Consider the following 15,412-nt stretch of genomic DNA (forward strand, 5'->3'; position numbering starts at 1 on the left):
AACACCATGACCGACGAAGCCAAATGCCCCTTTTCCGGCCGGACGCCCCGGTCGGTCGCAGGCGGCGGCGTTCAGAACCGCGATTGGTGGCCCAATCAGCTGCGGGTCGATCTGCTGAACCAGCACTCGACCAAGTCCGACCCGCTGGGGGAGTCGTTCGACTACCGCGAGGCCTTTTCCAAGCTGGACTATGAGGCGCTGAAGGCGGATCTGCGCGCGCTGATGACGGACTCCAAGGATTGGTGGCCGGCCGACTTCGGCCATTACGGCCCGCAGTTCATCCGCATGGCCTGGCACAGCGCCGGCACCTATCGCGTCGGCGACGGTCGGGGCGGCGGCGGGCGGGGCCAGCAGCGGTTCGCGCCGCTGAACTCCTGGCCCGACAACGTCAATATCGACAAGTCGCGTCGCCTGCTGTGGCCCATCAAGCAGAAGTATGGCCAAGCCATCTCGTGGGCCGACCTGATGATCCTGACCGGAAACGTCGCGCTGGAGACCATGGGCTTCCGCACCTTCGGCTTCTCCGGCGGCCGCGCCGATACCTGGGAGCCGGATCAGGACGTCTATTGGGGTCGCGAAACGACCTGGCTGGGCGGCGACGAGCGCTATGCCCACGGCTCGGACGGTGTTGTGAAGCCGGGCGACGAGGCCGTGCTGGTCAGCGATGACAATGCGGACGGCGACAAGCATTCGCGCGATCTGGAGAACCCGCTGGCCGCCGTGCAGATGGGCCTGATCTACGTCAATCCGGAGGGGCCGGACGGCAATCCCGATCCGATCGCGGCGGCGCGCGACATCCGCGACACCTTCGCCCGGATGGCGATGGACGATGAAGAGACGGTGGCCCTGATCGCCGGCGGCCACACCTTCGGCAAGACGCACGGCGCGGGCCCTGCCGACCACGTCGGCGCAGAGCCGGAAGGCGACGGTCTGGAGGCGCAAGGCTTGGGCTGGACCTCCAGCTTCGGCACGGGACATGGCGCCGACGCCATCACCAGCGGCCTGGAAGTCACCTGGACCCAGACGCCGGCCCAGTGGAGCAACTTCTATTTCGAGAACCTGTTCGGCTTCGAATGGGAGCTGGAGAAGTCCCCCGCCGGGGCGCATCAGTGGGTGGCCAAGGACGCGGGCGAGATCATCCCCGACGCCCACGATCCGGCCAAGAAGAAGCGGCCGACGATGCTGACGACCGACCTGTCGATGCGGTTCGACCCGGAATATGAGAAGATCTCGCGCCGGTTCCTGAACGATCCCCAGGCCTTTGCCGACGCCTTTGCGCGGGCCTGGTTCAAGCTGACGCACCGCGATCTGGGGCCGCGTTCGCGCTACGTGGGGCCGGAAGTCCCGAGCGAAGTCCTGCTGTGGCAGGATCCGGTGCCGGAGGTGGATCATCCGCTGATCGACGCGACGGACGCGGCGGCTCTGAAGGCCAAGGTGCTGGACTCGGGTCTGAGCGCCGCCGAACTGGTGGGCACGGCCTGGGCCTCGGCCTCGACCTTCCGCGGCGGGGACAAGCGGGGCGGGGCGAATGGCGCCCGCATCCGCCTGGCGCCGCAGAAGGATTGGGCCGTCAACCAGCCCGAACAGCTGGACCGGGTGCTGAAGACGCTGGAGCGCATCCAGACCGAGTTCAATCAGGCGCAGACGGGCGGCAAGAAGGTGTCTCTGGCCGACCTGATCGTGCTGGCCGGCAATGCAGGCGTCGAACAGGCGGCCAAGGCGGCGGGCCACGACGCCAGCGTGCCCTTCACGCCCGGCCGGACCGACGCCAGCCAGGCGCAGACGGATGTCGAATCCTTCGGCTATCTGGAGCCGGTCGCCGACGGCTTCCGCAACTTCCAGAAGGCCCGCTATGCCGTGCCAGCCGAGTCGCTGCTGATCGATCAGGCGCAGCGGCTGACCCTGACGGCGCCGGAGATGACGGTGCTGATCGGCGGCCTGCGAGCGATCAACATCAATACGGGCGGTGCGACGCACGGCGTGCTGACCGAGCGGCCGGGCGTGCTTGCCAACGATGTCTTCGTCAACCTGCTGGACATGGACGTGAAGTGGACGGCGACCTCGGACGCCAAGGACGTGTTCGAAGGCCGCGACCGCAAGACGGGCGAAGCCAAGTGGACCGGCACGCGCGTCGATCTGGTGTTCGGCTCCAACGCCGTGTTGCGCGCGCTGTCCGAGGTCTATGCCGGGGCCGACGCCGAAGGGAAGTTCGTCTCGGACTTCGTGGCGGCCTGGACCAAGGTCATGGAGCTGGACCGGTTCGACCTGCACGGCTGAGCCGGGGCAGAGGCTGGAAAGAAGAGGGCCGGGCGCGTCGCAGCGTCCGGCCTTTTCTTCGTGCGGATCAGCGCAGCTTGATCTCGAACAGGTGTGGCCAGCGTTTGCCGGTGACGAACAGGCGTTTTCCCGCCGCGTCCCAGGCGATGCCGTTCAGGACGTCGTCGTTGGGGTCGAGGTTCGCGCCCTTGGGGACCAGGGCGGTCAGGTCGATGAAGGCCTTGACCACGCCGGTCTCGGGATCAATGCGCGCGATGCGGTTGTCCTGCCAGATATTGGCGAAGACCTCGCCGTCGATCCATTCCAGTTCGTTGATCTGATCCAGCGGCCGGCCGTCGGCAGTGACGGAGACGCGGCCGGTCTCGGCCAGGGTTTCGGGGTCCAGAAAGCGCAGCTGGTCGGTGCCGTCGCTCATGATCAGGCGGCGGCCGTCGGTGGTCAGGGCCCAGCCCTCGCCCGGATAGGAGAAGCCGCCTAGAGGCGAGAAATCGTCCAGCTTCCAGATGAAGCCGATGTGGTTGCGCCAGGTCAGGCTGTAGAGTTTGCCGTTCAGCGTGGTCATGCCCTCGCCGAAGTAGATGGTCGGCAGGTCGCGCTGACGCTCCACGCGTCCGGTCTCCAGATCGACCTTACGGATGAAAGACGGATAAAGGCCCGTGCTCTCGTAAAGGTCGCCGTCGTGGAAGAAGAGGCCTTCGGTGAAGGCCCCTGTGTCGTGCGGATAGGCCCGCACCACCTCGTAGGGCTGGACCGGGACTTCGGCCCTGACCGGCAGGGCGACGCCTGTCGTCAACAGCAGACCGGCGACAAGGCCGGCGAGCCGGGACGACAGGCGCATCATGAGCCTCAGCCCCGCTCGGCGGCGGCTTCGGCCTCGGCCTTCTGGGCGCGGGCCTCGGCGGCGTTCGCCTCGCTGCGGGCCAGTTCGGCCTTTTCCTTCTTGGATGCGGATTTGCGACCCAGCATGTTCAACGCCTCAACACCGGCCGAGAAGGCCATGGCCGCATAGATGTAGCCCTTGGGCACATGATAGCCGAAGCCGTCGGCGATCAACACCATGCCGATCATCAGGAGGAAGCCGAGCGCCAGCATGACGACGCTAGGGTTCTTGTTGATGAAGTTGGCCAGGGGGTCGGCGGCCAGCAGCATGACGGTCACAGCGACCAGGACGGCGACGACCATGATCGGCAGGTGCTCGGTCATGCCGACGGCCGTCAGGATCGAGTCGATCGAGAAGACGATGTCCAACAGGATGATCTGGAAGATGGCCGCGCCGGCATTGGCGATGACCACGTCCTTCTTGTCCATGACATCGTGGCTGGGCGTGGGATCGACCGTGTGGTGGATTTCCTTGGTCGCCTTCCAGACCAGGAACAGACCACCCGCGATCAGGATCAGGTCCTTCCACGAGAATTCATTGCCCATGACGGTGAAGACCGGCTGCACCAGACCAACCAGCCAGGCGATGATCGACAGCAGGGCCAGACGCATGATCAGCGCCAGGCCGATACCGATGCGCCGCACCTTCTGCCGCTGATGCTCGGGCAGTTTGTTCGACAGAATTGAGATGAAGATCAGGTTGTCGATGCCGAGCACGACCTCCATCACGATGAGGGTCACCAATGCGGCCCAGGCGGCCGGATCGGAGAGCAGGGGGGTTATGCTGTCGAGCATGGGGTTTCCTGGTGGAGGATAAAGCTTGAGCGGAAAGCGCTAGGGCCGACGCAGGTTCCGATCAAGCGATGGGGTGCGGCGTCATGGTCGCACCCCCCTGGGCGCGGTCGCCCTCCCCACGCTGTGTGGAAGGAAACGGCGGCGCGCTCTCGCCCTGCGGCATCGGTGCGCCTTCACGCAATGTTGCGAGCGGCGAAACCCCGTGCTATCAGGCGCCCGGCTTGAAGGGGGCGTATTTACGGATACGGCCTCCGTCGTGCTTTCCGTAAGCATTTCAAGCTTTTGACCGTTGCGAGCCTCGCAGTCGGTTGCGACCCTGACACAACGACCTCGGACCCTAATCAGTGGCTGATGATTTCAGAACGACGGAAGTCGGCGATCGCTACGCACAGGCGCTGTTCGACCTGGCGCTGGAAACCGGCCGCCTGGACGCCGTCCGCGCCGACCTGAAGTCGCTGAAGGCGGCCTGGACCGAAAGCGCCGACCTGCGTCGCCTGGCCACCTCGCCCGTCATCGCCGCGCCGGACCAGGCCAAGGGTCTGGTGGCCATCGCCGCCACGGCCAAGTTCGAGCAGACCACGACCAACTTCCTGGGTCTGCTGGCTCAGAACCATCGCGCCAAGGATCTGCCCGCCGTGATCGCCGGGTTCGAGGCGCGCTACGCCAAGCACGCCGGCGTCGTCGCCGCCGAGGTCGTCTCGGCCCAGCCGCTGGACGCCAAACAGGTCGCCGCCATCACCGCCGCCCTGTCCAAGAGCCTGGGCAAGGCGCCGGAACTGACCGCGCGCGTCGATCCGTCGATCCTGGGCGGCCTGAAGGTCAAGGTCGGTTCGAAACTGTTCGACGCCTCGCTGAAGACCAAGCTCGACCAGATGAAGTTCGCCCTCAAGCGCGCCTAAACGCGCTCCCGCCACCAAGAATGCGCGCCTGAACGGCGCACCCGCAGAAGACTGAAGAACAGAGAGCCCGTCATGGACATCCGCGCCGCTGAAATCTCGGCCATCCTCAAGTCGCAGATCGCCAACTTCGGCGTCGAAGCCGATGTCTCCGACGTCGGCAGCGTGCTGTCGGTCGGCGACGGCATCGCCCGCATCCACGGCCTGGACAATGTCCAAGCTGGTGAAATGGTCGAGTTCACCAAGGCCGGCGTGAAGGGCATGGCCCTGAACCTCGAGCGCGACAACGTGGGCGCCGTGATCTTCGGCGCCGACGCCGCCATCGCTGAGGGCGACGACGTGCGCCGCCTGGGCGAGATCGTGGACGTTCCGGTCGGCAAGGGTCTGCTGGGCCGCGTCGTCAACCCGCTGGGCGAGCCGATCGACGGCAAGGGCCCGATCCAGTTCACCGAGCGCCGCCGCGTGGACGTCAAGGCGCCCGGCATCATCCCGCGCAAGTCGGTTCACGAGCCGATGCAGACCGGCCTGAAGGCCATCGACACCCTGATCCCCGTCGGCCGCGGCCAGCGCGAGCTGATCATCGGTGACCGTCAGGTCGGCAAGACCGCCGTCGCCGTCGACACCATCCTGAACCAGAAGAACGTCAACAAGACCGACGACGAGAGCGCCAAGCTCTACTGCATCTACGTCGCCATCGGTCAAAAGCGTTCGACCGTCGCCCAGATCGTCAAGACCCTCGAAGAGTCGGGCGCGCTGGAGTACACGATCGTCGTCGCCGCGACGGCGTCGGAACCGGCCCCGTTGCAGTTCCTGGCCCCGTTCGCCGGCACCGCCATGGGCGAGTTCTTCCGCGACAACGGCATGCACGCCCTGATCGTCTATGACGATCTGTCGAAACAGGCTGTGGCCTATCGCCAGATGTCGCTGCTGCTGCGCCGTCCGCCCGGCCGTGAAGCCTATCCGGGCGACGTCTTCTACCTGCACAGCCGCCTGCTGGAACGTTCGGCCAAGCTGAACGAGGATTACGGTTCGGGCTCGATGACCGCTCTGCCGATCATCGAAACCCAGGCCAACGACGTCTCGGCCTACATCCCGACCAACGTGATCTCGATCACCGACGGTCAGATCTTCCTGGAATCGGACCTGTTCTATCAGGGCATCCGTCCCGCCGTGAACGTCGGCATCTCGGTGTCGCGCGTCGGCTCGTCGGCCCAGACCAAGGCGATGAAGAAGGTCGCCGGTTCGATCAAGGGTGAGCTGGCCCAGTATCGCGAGATGGCCGCCTTCGCCAAGTTCGGCTCGGACCTAGACGCCTCGACCCAGAAGCTGCTGGCGCGCGGTGCCCGTCTGACGGAACTGCTGAAGCAGCCGCAGTATTCGCCGCTGGCGATGGAAGAGCAGGTCGTCTCGGTCTACGCCGGCACGCGCGGTTACATCGACGGCATCGCCGTCGGCGACGTGGGCCGCTTCGAGAAGGAGCTGCTGGCGCGCATCCATGCGAACCACGCCTCCTTGCTTGAAGGCATCCGCACCAAGAAGGACCTGACCTCGGACCTCGAAGCCGAGCTGAAGGACATCCTGGCCGCCTTCGTCAAGACCTTCGCCTGAACCCGTCTGGTAAGCTGAGAGAGTAAGCGCCGGATGGCCAGCCTCAAGGAAATGCGCAATCGGATCGGAAGCGTGAAAGCCACGCAGAAGATCACGAAAGCCATGCAGATGGTCGCCGCGGCCAAGCTGAAGCGCGCCCAGGACCAGGCCGAAAGCGCCCGGCCCTATGCCCAGAAGATGGCCTCGGTCATCGCCAACCTGGCTGCCGGCGTCTCGGGCGCCGACGCGCCCAAGATGCTGTCGGGCACCGGTCAGGACCAGCGTCACCTCATCGTGGTGGCGACGGCGGACAAGGGTCTGGCGGGCGGTTTCTCGACCAACGTCATCCGCGCCGCGCGCGAGCGGATCAACAGCCTGATCAACGCCGGCAAGGATGTGAAGATCATCGCTGTCGGCAAGAAGTCGCGCGATCAGCTGGCGCGTCTGTACGGCGACAAGGTGGTCCACACCTTCGAACTGTCGGACCACAAGACGATCGGCCTGCCGTCGGCCCAGCCGGTCGCCGAAATGATCGCCACGGCGTTCGAAGAGGGTCAGGCCGATGTGGTCACCCTGTTCTACAGCCAGTTCAAGTCGGTGATCCAACAGGTCCCTACGGCCAAGCAGCTGATCCCGGCCGTGGTCGAGGGCGACGCCGCTCCAATCGACCTGAACGGCGCGGTCTATGAGTACGAGCCCTCGGAAGAGGAAATCCTGGAGACCCTGCTGCCGCGCGCGCTGACGACCCAGATCCTGGCCGCGCTGTATGAGAACCAGGCCGGCTTCTTCGGCTCGCAGATGGCGGCGATGGACAACGCCACGCGCAATGCGGGCGACCTCATCAACGCCCTGACGCTGCAATACAATCGCAAGCGCCAAGCCCAGATCACCACCGAGCTGATCGAGATCATCGCCGGCGCCGAAGCCCTCTGATCCCGACCGAACAGACATTCCGATACGGACCCTGACCATGACCGACACCGTCGCCCCCAAGAAACCCGCCGCCAAGAAGCCCGCCGTCAAGAAGGCGACTGTCGCCGCGGCCGCGCCCGGCGCGGCCGTCGCCACGGGCAAGATCGCCCAGGTCATCGGCGCCGTCGTCGACGTCGAGTTCGACGGCCACCTGCCGGCGATCCTGAACGCCCTGCACACCCAGAACATCGACCAGAAGACGGGCGAGCCTTTCACCCTGGTTCTGGAAGTCGCCCAGCACCTGGGTGAGAACATGGTCCGCGCCATCTCGATGGACACGACCGAAGGCCTGACGCGCGGCCAGCCCGTGACCGACACCGGCTCGTCGATCCAGGCGCCGGTCGGCCCCGGCACCCTGGGCCGCATCATGAACGTCGTCGGCCAGCCGATCGACGAAGCCGGCCCGATCGCCACCACCGAATACCGTCCGATCCACAAGGAAGCGCCGAGCTTCGAAGAGCAGTCGACCTCGTCGGAAATCCTGGTCACGGGCATCAAGGTCATCGACCTGATGTGCCCCTACACCAAGGGCGGCAAGATCGGCCTGTTCGGCGGCGCCGGCGTGGGCAAGACCGTGACCATGCAGGAGCTGATCAACAACATCGCCAAGGCGTACGGCGGTTACTCGGTTCTGGCCGGCGTGGGCGAGCGCACCCGCGAAGGCAACGACCTGTATCACGAGATGATCGAGTCCAACGTGAACGTGGACCCGTCCAAGAACGGCGGCTCGACCGAGGGCTCCAAGTGCGCCCTGGTGTACGGCCAGATGAACGAGCCCCCCGGCGCCCGCGCTCGCGTCGCCCTGACCGGCCTGTCGATCGCGGAATACTTCCGTGACGAAGAAGGCAAGGACGTGCTGCTGTTCGTCGACAACATCTTCCGCTTCACGCAAGCCGGTTCGGAAGTGTCGGCTCTGCTGGGCCGCATCCCCTCGGCCGTGGGCTATCAGCCGACGCTGGCCACCGAGATGGGCAACCTGCAGGAGCGCATCACTTCGACCAAGAAGGGTTCGATCACCTCGGTCCAGGCCATCTACGTGCCCGCCGACGACCTGACCGACCCGGCGCCCGCCGCCTCGTTCGCCCACTTGGACGCAACGACGGTTCTGAGCCGCGACATCGCCGCTCAGGCCATCTTCCCGGCCGTCGACCCGCTGGACTCGACCTCGCGGATCATGGACCCGCTGGTCATCGGCGACGAACACTACAACGTCGCCCGTTCGGTTCAGGAAGTGCTGCAGCAGTACAAGGGCCTGAAGGACATCATCGCCATCCTGGGCATGGATGAGCTGTCGGAAGAGGACAAGCTGGTCGTCTCGCGCGCCCGCAAGATCCAGCGCTTCCTGTCGCAGCCCTTCTTCGTGGCCGAACAGTTCACCAATTCGCCCGGCAAGTTCGTCGAGCTGGCCGACACGATCCGCTCGTTTAAGGGCATCGTCGCCGGTGAATACGACCACCTGCCGGAAGCCGCCTTCTACATGGTCGGCTCCATCGAAGAGGCCGTCGCCAAGGCCGAGAAGATGGCGTCGGAAGCCTGATGCCGAACAGCTCGCCAGCTCTACGGATCGAGGACTGCGTCAATAAGACGTGCCCCTGGTCTGGAAAGCCGGTGAGCGCCGATTCGCTCACGCTCTACCGTGGTCGGGTGGTGGGCTTCTGCAATCCGGGCTGTCGTGACAAGTTCGTGGCGGCCCAGAGCGCCTTTAATACGGCGCTAGATCAACCGATAGGCGCCTGACATGGCTGGCAAGCTCAATTTCTCCCTCGTCTCGCCGGAACGCGAGGTCTTCTCGGGCCTCGTGGACCAGGTCGATGCACCGGGCGTCGAGGGTGACTTCGGCGTTCTGCCGGATCATGCGCCCTTCATGACCGCCCTGCGCGAGGGTCTGGTGACCGTCTATAACAACGGCTCAAAGACCCAGTACGACGTTCACGGCGGTTTCGCCGACGTGAACGGCGAAGGCCTGACCATCCTGGCGGAACAGGCCACCGAGGTCGTCGCGGCCTGATCCCGTCGAAGGATCGAACGATTTGAGGCCTCCCGTTTCGGCGGGAGGCCTTTTTCGTGGGCGGCGGGCGCGCTAGGACCGGCCCATGACCGATCTCATCGACATCCACGGCGTCTGCGCCCCCGGCTATGAGGCCGTGCGCGAGGCATTCGCCGCCAACTTCACCGAGGCTCCCGAGGGGCTGAACGAGCAGGCGGCGCGGTTCACCGTGCTGGTCGAGGGCGAAACGGTCGTCGATCTGTGGGCGGGGCATGCGGATACGGCCAGGACGACGCCGTTCACCGACACCACCCTGACGTCGGTGTTTTCGACCGGCAAGGCGGTGATGGCCATCCTGATGGCGAGCGCGGTCGAGGAGAGTCAGATCGGCTATGATCAGACGGTCGCCTCGCTGTGGCCCGAGTTCGGCGCGGCGGGCAAGGCGGAGGTCACCGTCGCTCAGTTGATGAGCCACCAGTCGGGCCTGCCGGGCTTTTCCGAGGCGGTCGATCCGACGATCTGGTTCGATGTGTCCGCGGTGCTGGCGCGTCTGGCGGCTCAGTCGCCGATGTGGGCGCCGGGTTCAGCCTCGGGCTATCACCCAATCACCGTCGGCTATCTGGCCAATGAAGTCTATCGCCGCGCGACTGGACGGACGATGGGCCAGGCGCTGCGCCAGGACTTCCCGGAGCTGGACCTGTGGATCGGCCTGCCCGAAAGCGAGCATGGACGGGTGGCGCAGATGCGCAAACCCACGGCGGCGCCCAGCCTGGGGACCATTGATCCGATCAAACAGGCGGCCTTCCTGGATCGCGGCTCGGCGCCGGGCGGGCGCGGGTCGGCGGCCTGGCGCGAGATGGAAATCCCGTCGGCCAATCTGCACGGCACGGCGCTGGGGCTGGCGAAGATGCTGGGCGTGGTCGCCAATGGCGGCGTGCTGGACGGCCGGTCGGTGCTGTCGGCGGGAACGCTGGATCAGCTGACGCGCGAGCGTATCCACGGGCAGGACAAGGTGCTGCCCTATACGATCAGCTGGGCGGCGGGGCTGATGCGCAATGACGGGCTGAAGGTGTTCGGGCCTAACGACGCTTTCGGCCATTACGGCTGGGGCGGGTCGATGGCCATGGCCGATCCGTGGCGGAAGCTGTCGGCGGCCTATGTGATGACGCGCCAGTCGCCGCACCTGATCGGCGACCCCCGCCCCAAGCGTTTGCTGGACGCGCTTTACGCCGCCTTCTGAACCGGGCCGGGCGCGGTCAACAGACCGATCAGGCCGGCCAAGACCGCGCAGCCGGCGCACGTCAGGATTACAGCTCGAAATGCCGCATGGAAGGCGTCGCGGGCGACGGGTGTGATTTCGCCGCCCGACATGACCTGGGCCAGCTGGGCGCGCGCGTCAGGCAGGTTGGCGACCCCAGCGAAGACCGCAGACAGCACCAGGCCCAAGAGGGCGACGGCCAGAAGGCTGGCCACGCGCGCCACCGCATTGTTGACGCCCGAGGCGACGCCGGTGTGGCCCGCCTTGACCGCGCCCATCACCGTCGCCGTCAGCGGCCCGACCGCCAGGGTCATGCCGATCGCCAGCACCGTCATCCCCGCCAGCGGTCCATCGACATAGCCTGCGCCCGGCGCAGGAACAGCCAGAAGCGCCAGTCCGATCCCCGCCAGGGCCGGCCCGACGCTGAGCGACAGACGCGCGCCGAACCGATCGGCGACCCGTCCAGCGAGGCCGGAAAACAGGCCCATGACGGCGGCGAAGGGCAGCATGGCGGCCCCGGCCTCGGTCGCGCTCCAGCCGTGAACCCGGATCAGATCGAAGGGCAGGAAGAACATCGCCCCGCCCAGGGCGAAATAGAGCAGCAGGGTCAGCAGATTGATCCCGCTGAACACCGAAGACGAAAACAGGCCCAGCGGCATCATCGGGTGGCTCTGGCGCGCCTCGGCCCAGACAAAGGCGGCCAGCAGCGCCGCGCCCACGACCAGCCCGGCCAGGATGACGGGCGATGCGAACCCCAGATCGGGCGCGGCGGTCAGGGCCCAGGTCAGGGCGCCCAGCCCGGCGACGGCCAGAACCGCGCCCAGACCGTCCAGACCGCGCGCGTCGGGATCGCGGCTCTCGGGCGTGGCGGCCAGGGTCACGACGGCGGTCAGGATCGCCAGCGGGACATTGATCCAGAAGATGGCGCGCCAGTCGGCGGCGTCGGCCAGCCATCCCCCGATCAGCGGCCCGACCATGCCGGTCAGGGCCCCGAACCCGGCCCAGGTGCCAAACGCCTTGCTGCGCTCCTCGGGCGGGAAGGTCGCGCCGATCACCGCCAGGGCGCCGGGCGTCAGCAGGGCCGCGCCGATCCCCTGGATCGCCCGGCCGGCGACCAGGGCCTGGACGGTGGGCGCCAGGGCGCAGCCGATGGAGGCCAGGGCGAAGATCGCGACCCCGATCAGAAAGACCCGCCGCCGTCCGAACCGATCGCCGGCCGCGCCGCCGATCAGAACGAGGGCACCCAAGGTCAGCAGATAGGCGTTCGACACCCACTGGACCGCCGCCGTGCCGGCCGCAAGATCCCGCTGTACGGCGGGCAAGGCGACGCCCAGCGCCGAGCCGTCGATGAATGTCAGGCTGGAGCCCAGCACCGTCGCGGCCAGCACCCAGCGTTTGCGCGCCGTCGACAGCGGATGGGCCGGTTCGGCGGCGGCGTGAACCTGTCCGCCTTCGCAGGGGCCCGGTTGGGCGGTCGTCATGGCCTCGCCTCCGTGTAGGCGAAGGCTACGCCGGTTCCGCCGTGGTCTTCAACGCCTCGCGTGCGGCGCGGCTGCGATTGAAGGCGGCCAGGGCGAAAACGCCGGCGCCGGCCCAGATGAAGACGAAGGACACGATCCGCAGCAGGGTCAGAGGCTCGCCGGTCGCGACGCCGCAGGCGAACTGCAGCGTCGGGGCCAGGAACTGGATGAAGCCCACGGTGGACAGGGGCAGACGCCGAGCCGACCAGGCGAACAGCGCCAGCGGGATCACGGTCGCCGGGCCGTTCACCAGCGCCCAGATCAGGCCGGAGGGCGACCCAAATCCGACCGCCTGACTGTGGGTGGTCAACCAGGCCAGGAAGACCGCGCCGATGGGCAGCAGCACCAGACATTCCACGAACAGACCGGTCTGGGCCGAGGCAGGCACGCGCTTTCGGATCACCGCATAGGCGCAGAAGGTGACGGCCAGGGTCAGTCCGATGGTCGGCACATGCCCGAGGGCGATCGTCTGGATCACGACCCCGATGGCGGCCAGACCGATGGCGAGCGCGCTCCAGCGGTCGATCTTCTCGCGGAACAGCACGGCGCCGGCCGCCATGTTGAGCAGGGGATTGATATAGTAGCCGAGGCTGGCCTCCAGCGTCGCGTGATGCGTGGTGGCGAAGACGTAGAGGCTCCAGTTGGTGCCGATCAGCAGCGCGGACAGGGCCAGCCAGGCCAGGGTGCGCGGCGTGGCCAGCACCCGGCGCGCCTCGCCCCATTGCCCGGCCAGCAGCAGGACCAGGCCGGCAACGAAGACCGACCAGACCGCCCGGTGCGCCAGGATTTCGGGCGCGCCGAAGCCGTGCGCCGCCATCGCCATGAACAGCAGCGGCAGAAGCCCCCACAGGGTGTAGCAGGCGATGGCCGTGCCGACGGCGCGGCCGTCGGCAGGGGGTGCATGGGCGTTCATGACGGTTGAGACCGCCTAGACCGTGATCGAACGATATCCCGACGACGACTTGATCACGCCGGTCTCGTCCAGCAGCTGGGCGATCTGGACCGCGTTGAGGGCGGCGCCCTTACGCAGGTTGTCGGACACGACCCAAAGGTTCAGGCCGTTCTCGACGGTCGTATCCTTGCGGATGCGGCTGACATAGACGGCGTGTTCGCTGGCCGCATCGACGGGGGTGATATAGCCGTCGTGCTCCTGCTTATCGATGACCAGCACGCCCGGCGCCTCGCGCAGGATGGCGCGGGCCTCGTCGGGTTCGATGGGGCGGTCGAACTCCACATTCACGGCCTCGGAGTGACCCACGAAGACGGGCACGCGCACGCAGGTGACGGTGACCTTGATGTCGGGGTCCAGCATCTTGTGCGTCTCGTCCGACATCTTCTTCTCCTCGTCGGTGGAGCCGTCCTCGAGGAAGGAGCCGATGTAAGGGATGACGTTGAAGGCGATCTGTTTGGGGAACTTCTTGGGCGTGGCGTCGCCCAGGCCGTAGATGGCCTTGGTCTGGTTCCACAGCTCGTCCATGCCTTCCTTGCCGGCGCCGGACACCGACTGATAGGTCGAGACGACCACCCGCTTGATCTTGGCCGCATCGTGCAGCGGCTTCAGCGCCGTCACCAGCTGGATGGTCGAGCAATTGGGGTTGGCGATGATGTTCTTCTTGGTCGCGTCCTTGATGGCGTCCGGGTTCACCTCGGGCACGATCAGCGGCACGTCGGGGTCCTTGCGGAAGGCCGAGGAGTTGTCGATCACGATAGGACCGGCCTTGCCGATCTTTTCGGACCACTCCTTGGACACCGCGCCGCCGGCGGACATCAGGACGATATCGACCTTGGAGAAGTCGAACTGCTCTATGTCCTGGCATTTGATGGTCTTGTCGCCGAAGGAGACCTCGACGCCCTTGGACTTGCGCGAGGCGATGGCGTGGATTTCATCGACGGGGAATTCCAGCTCCTCGAGGATGTTCAGCATTTCGCGGCCCACATTGCCCGTGGCTCCGACGATGGCGACGCGATAACCCATTTCTTCTTGTCCTTCGGACGCGCTACCGCTCGGCCCGCGGGGCCTCGCTGCTTGAGCGCATTGTAGTGATGGCCTTGCAAATAGGCGTTCAGGGCCGTGAAGCAATCGCTTTTCGCTGGAGGGAGCGTTAAGCACCGCTCCCATGACCTCCCGTATCCGCAACGCCTACGACATCCGCGTGGAAGAGGGCGTGCTGACGCCCGATCCAGCGCAGGAGAGCGTGATCACGGCGCTGGAGCGGCTGGAGGTCGATCTGGCCAAACGCGGCCTGTTCGGCCGGGCGCCGGAGGTGCGGGGCGTGTATCTCTACGGCCCGCCCGGACGCGGCAAGTCCATGCTGATGGATCTGTTCTATTCGGCGACGCCCGAACCGCGAAAGACGCGCGCCCACTTCCACGCCTTCATGGCCCGCATCCACGATCTGGTGAAACAGTGGCGCGAGGGGGATGCGAAGACCCGCAAGGCCGTGTTCGGCACGCATAAGGGCGACGACCCCATCCCGCCGATCGCGAAGCTGATCGCGTCGGAAGCCCGGCTGCTGTGTTTCGACGAACTGCAGGTCACCGACATCGCCGACGCCATGATCCTGGGCCGGTTGTTCGAAGCCCTGTTCGAGGATCGGATGGTGCTGGCCATCACCTCGAACCGCGCGCCCGAGGACCTCTACAAGAACGGCATCAACCGTCAGCTCTTCCTGCCCTTCATCGACATCATCCGCGAGCGCTGCGTGGTGGTGGAGACGGCCGGGGCGCGGGACTGGCGGTTGGATCGGATGACCTCGGCCCAGGTCTGGCACACGCCGGACGACCGCGCGGCGTTCGAGGCGTTATGGCGCGAGCTGAAGGGGGGCGAACCGGAAGAACCGGCGCACCTGACCGTGCTGGGCCGCGATGTGGTGGTGGAGCGCACCGTGGGGTCGATGGCGCGGGGGACGTTTGCGGAGCTGTGCGCCAGGCCGCTGGGGCCGCAGGACTATCTGGCCATCGCCCAGCGGTTCCACACCCTGTTCCTGGAGGACGTGCCGATCCTGAGCTCGGCCAACCACCATGAGGCGCGGCGTCTGGTGACGCTGGTGGACGCCCTCTATGAGGCCAAGACCAAGCTGATCGTGCTGGCGGCGGCCAAGCCCGAGGCGCTCTATACCGAAGGGGTGGGGGCGTTCGAGTTCGAGCGCACCGTGTCGCGCTTCAACGAAATGCAGAGCAAGGACTGGCTGGCGCACGTCCGCGAATGACAGCTAGGGTAAGGGCTGACCCTCGGAGTGTC

13 protein-coding genes are annotated in these 15,412 nt (G+C 66.5%); 8 read left to right on the forward strand and 5 right to left on the reverse strand.

All coding sequences use genetic code 11. The annotated features are described in order from the left end of the window. Window positions 1-6: 6 nt before the first annotated feature. Window positions 7-2,277 (forward strand): catalase/peroxidase HPI, encoded by a 2,271-nt coding sequence (gene katG / locus ASF81_RS07845; protein WP_055807303.1) that lies wholly within the window; start codon window positions 7-9, stop codon window positions 2,275-2,277. Window positions 2,278-2,344: 67 nt separating this feature from the next. Here katG and ASF81_RS07850 read toward each other — a convergent pair whose 3' ends face one another. Together ASF81_RS07850 and ASF81_RS07855 are read right to left on the reverse strand one after the other, a co-directional pair. Next, a complete protein-coding gene (locus tag ASF81_RS07850) occupies window positions 2,345-3,118 on the reverse strand; it encodes a glutaminyl-peptide cyclotransferase (protein ID WP_082503499.1) in 774 nt (257 codons plus the stop codon). A 5-nt stretch (window positions 3,119-3,123) separates the two neighbouring features. Next, window positions 3,124-3,951, reverse strand: coding sequence for a TerC family protein (locus ASF81_RS07855; RefSeq protein WP_055807309.1), 828 nt, complete (start codon window positions 3,949-3,951; stop codon window positions 3,124-3,126). A 344-nt stretch (window positions 3,952-4,295) separates the two neighbouring features. Between ASF81_RS07855 and ASF81_RS07860 the strand changes: the two genes are divergently transcribed. From ASF81_RS07860 to ASF81_RS07885, 6 genes are all read left to right on the forward strand, one after another. Further along, window positions 4,296-4,850 (forward strand): F0F1 ATP synthase subunit delta, encoded by a 555-nt coding sequence (locus tag ASF81_RS07860; RefSeq protein WP_055807312.1) that lies wholly within the window; start codon window positions 4,296-4,298, stop codon window positions 4,848-4,850. 72 nt (window positions 4,851-4,922) lie between these two features. After that, window positions 4,923-6,455, forward strand: coding sequence for a F0F1 ATP synthase subunit alpha (gene atpA / locus ASF81_RS07865; RefSeq protein WP_055754289.1), 1,533 nt, complete (start codon window positions 4,923-4,925; stop codon window positions 6,453-6,455). Window positions 6,456-6,488: 33 nt separating this feature from the next. Then, on the forward strand, window positions 6,489-7,367 hold the full coding sequence (locus ASF81_RS07870; protein WP_045809980.1) for a F0F1 ATP synthase subunit gamma: 879 nt from the start codon (window positions 6,489-6,491) through the stop codon (window positions 7,365-7,367). Window positions 7,368-7,404: 37 nt separating this feature from the next. Further along, complete coding sequence (gene atpD / locus ASF81_RS07875; protein WP_055807316.1) at window positions 7,405-8,943, forward strand: F0F1 ATP synthase subunit beta; 1,539 nt, start codon at window positions 7,405-7,407, stop codon at window positions 8,941-8,943. Between the two features lie 201 nt (window positions 8,944-9,144). Further along, window positions 9,145-9,414, forward strand: a complete 270-nt coding sequence (locus ASF81_RS07880) for an ATP synthase F1 subunit epsilon (RefSeq protein ID WP_039243854.1) — start codon at window positions 9,145-9,147, stop codon at window positions 9,412-9,414. Window positions 9,415-9,499: 85 nt separating this feature from the next. After that, a complete protein-coding gene (locus ASF81_RS07885; protein WP_055807318.1) occupies window positions 9,500-10,633 on the forward strand; it encodes a serine hydrolase domain-containing protein in 1,134 nt (377 codons plus the stop codon). Here ASF81_RS07885 and ASF81_RS07890 read toward each other — a convergent pair. From ASF81_RS07890 to ASF81_RS07900, 3 genes are read right to left on the reverse strand one after another with little or no spacing between them, the layout of a single operon-like run. Continuing rightward, window positions 10,618-12,132 carry a DHA2 family efflux MFS transporter permease subunit gene (locus ASF81_RS07890; protein ID WP_055807322.1) on the reverse strand — a complete coding sequence of 505 codons (1,515 nt, stop codon included), beginning with the start codon at window positions 12,130-12,132 and terminating at the stop codon, window positions 10,618-10,620. The genes ASF81_RS07885 and ASF81_RS07890 overlap by 16 nt on opposite strands. Before the next feature lie 25 nt (window positions 12,133-12,157). Further along, window positions 12,158-13,084, reverse strand: coding sequence for an EamA family transporter RarD (gene rarD, locus ASF81_RS07895; protein WP_055807326.1), 927 nt, complete (start codon window positions 13,082-13,084; stop codon window positions 12,158-12,160). Between the two features lie 15 nt (window positions 13,085-13,099). Continuing rightward, complete coding sequence (locus tag ASF81_RS07900; RefSeq protein ID WP_055807329.1) at window positions 13,100-14,146, reverse strand: aspartate-semialdehyde dehydrogenase; 1,047 nt, start codon at window positions 14,144-14,146, stop codon at window positions 13,100-13,102. Between the two features lie 142 nt (window positions 14,147-14,288). Here ASF81_RS07900 and zapE point away from each other — a divergent pair, with 142 nt between their 5' ends. Beyond that, on the forward strand, window positions 14,289-15,380 hold the full coding sequence (gene zapE, locus ASF81_RS07905) for a cell division protein ZapE (RefSeq protein WP_055807332.1): 1,092 nt from the start codon (window positions 14,289-14,291) through the stop codon (window positions 15,378-15,380). The last annotated feature ends 32 nt before the right edge of the window (window positions 15,381-15,412 follow it).

The organism is Brevundimonas sp. Leaf168 (genome assembly GCF_001423685.1).
GTDB lineage: Bacteria > Pseudomonadota > Alphaproteobacteria > Caulobacterales > Caulobacteraceae > Brevundimonas > Brevundimonas vesicularis_C.